The organism is Paucilactobacillus kaifaensis, from assembly GCF_005405145.1.
GTDB classification, from domain to species: Bacteria; Bacillota; Bacilli; order Lactobacillales; family Lactobacillaceae; genus Paucilactobacillus; species Paucilactobacillus kaifaensis.
In genome coordinates this window covers 1-1,619 of the sequence record NZ_BJDM01000038.1, presented here as the reverse complement: position 1 = coordinate 1,619, position 1,619 = coordinate 1, and the positions used below count along the sequence as shown (strand labels likewise).

Genomic DNA, 1,619 nt, shown 5'->3' with positions numbered 1-1,619 from the left:
GAAGCCGTCTGGCAGTCCAGAACCATTGATTGTTGGAAATTATGTTCACAGTTACTTCGAGTCTAAGACGGCTCATAAGGCGTTTATAGCTAACAATATCGATGACATTATATCTAAGTCAGGTAAGACCAAAAGACAGCCTAAAAAGTCCTATAAGCAAGCTGATATGATGATTCAAACTTTATCAAACGATGATTTTTTCAATGAAGTTTACAAAGGCAAGAAAGAAGTTCCAGTATCAGGAGATATTTTCGGAACCCAATGGAAAGGCAAGCTTGATTGTTTGAATGTTAAAGGTAGTTACTTCTGCGACATTAAAACGGTTGATGAAATCCGTAAGCCGCATTGGAATAATGTGGAGCATCAACACGTTTCATTCGTCAAAGATCGTGAATATATCTTACAAATGGCTGTCTATCAAGAATTGCTGAGACAAAAGTATGGAAAAACGTTTGAACCATTTATCTTTGCTGTCAGCAAGCAAGATGTACCAGACAGAATGGCAATCAATATCGCTCAATGGAAATTAGATAACGCACTCGCACAAATCAAGATAAATATTGATCACTTTGACAAGGTTAAGAATGGTCAGGAAGAACCAACGAACTGTGGTAAGTGTGAATATTGTCGAATGAATAAACGATTGAGTGGTTTTACTGAAGAAGATGACATATTAGAAAAGGAGCATTAAACAATGATTAATCGAACGATATTAGTTGGAAGATTAACCAACGATATGGAGTTGAGGTATACACAAAGTGGAACGGCGGTCGGGTCATTCAACCTTGCCGTTAATCGTCAATTTAAGAACGCTGACGGAGACCGAGAAGCAGATTTTGTTAGTTGTGTGGTTTGGCGTAAAGCAGCTGAAAGCTTAGCTAATTTCACTCATAAAGGTTCATTAATTGGAATTGATGGACGTATTCAAACACGCAACTATGAGAACAAACAAGGAACACGAGTTTATGTGACCGAAGTAGTAGTTGATAACTTTTCACTATTAGAACCAAAGAGTAATGATCAACAGCCAAGAGCTAACGCATCTAATGATTCAATGAACATTGATGCTATCGATCTCCCGTTCTGATTTGAGGTGATCATAGATGGCAGACGAGGGATGGATCAGCTTGCACAGGAAGATACAATACTCCTCTGTCTGGACTGATCCAAATCAACTTAAGTTATGGCTGTACTGTTTGATGAAAGCTCGTCATTCGAAAGGCAAAACCATTTGGAATGGTGAAGAATTTGAACTAGATAAAGGGCAATTCATAACTGGAATGTATTCACTTGAACATGATTTTAATTTGAATGTTGCACCAAAAAAACAGGTTAAAGGTCGGACACTGTGGAGGTGGATTCATGGTTACGAAGATAGACAAATGTTGACAATCGAATCAACCACCAAATACAGCGTTATAACAATAACCAATTGGCATGAGTACCAAGATAATGACAAACAAATGTCAAACCGAAGTCAAACGAATGTCAAACAAATGTCAACAAACAATAATGTAAACAATGTTAATAATGTTAATAAATTAGTAGTAGATGGCACGGAAAACAATCCGGTCGACCTTTGGACAAATCTTTGGGGATTCCCGAATGGAATTGCACAA

2 protein-coding genes and 1 pseudogene are annotated in these 1,619 nt (G+C 37.6%); all 3 read left to right on the top strand.

Annotated features, from left to right (window positions below):
* Window positions 1–691 (top strand): PD-(D/E)XK nuclease-like domain-containing protein (locus FFM51_RS08665; protein ID WP_137598222.1); only part of this gene is annotated, 691 nt, incomplete at its 5' end.
* Between the two features lie 3 nt (window positions 692–694).
* A pseudogene (ssb, locus tag FFM51_RS08660) lies at window positions 695–1,060 on the top strand (single-stranded DNA-binding protein); the annotation flags it as partial.
* Window positions 1,061–1,103: 43 nt separating this feature from the next.
* Window positions 1,104–1,619: GntR family transcriptional regulator (locus tag FFM51_RS08655; protein ID WP_137598220.1), on the top strand; the 516-nt coding region annotated here is incomplete at its 3' end.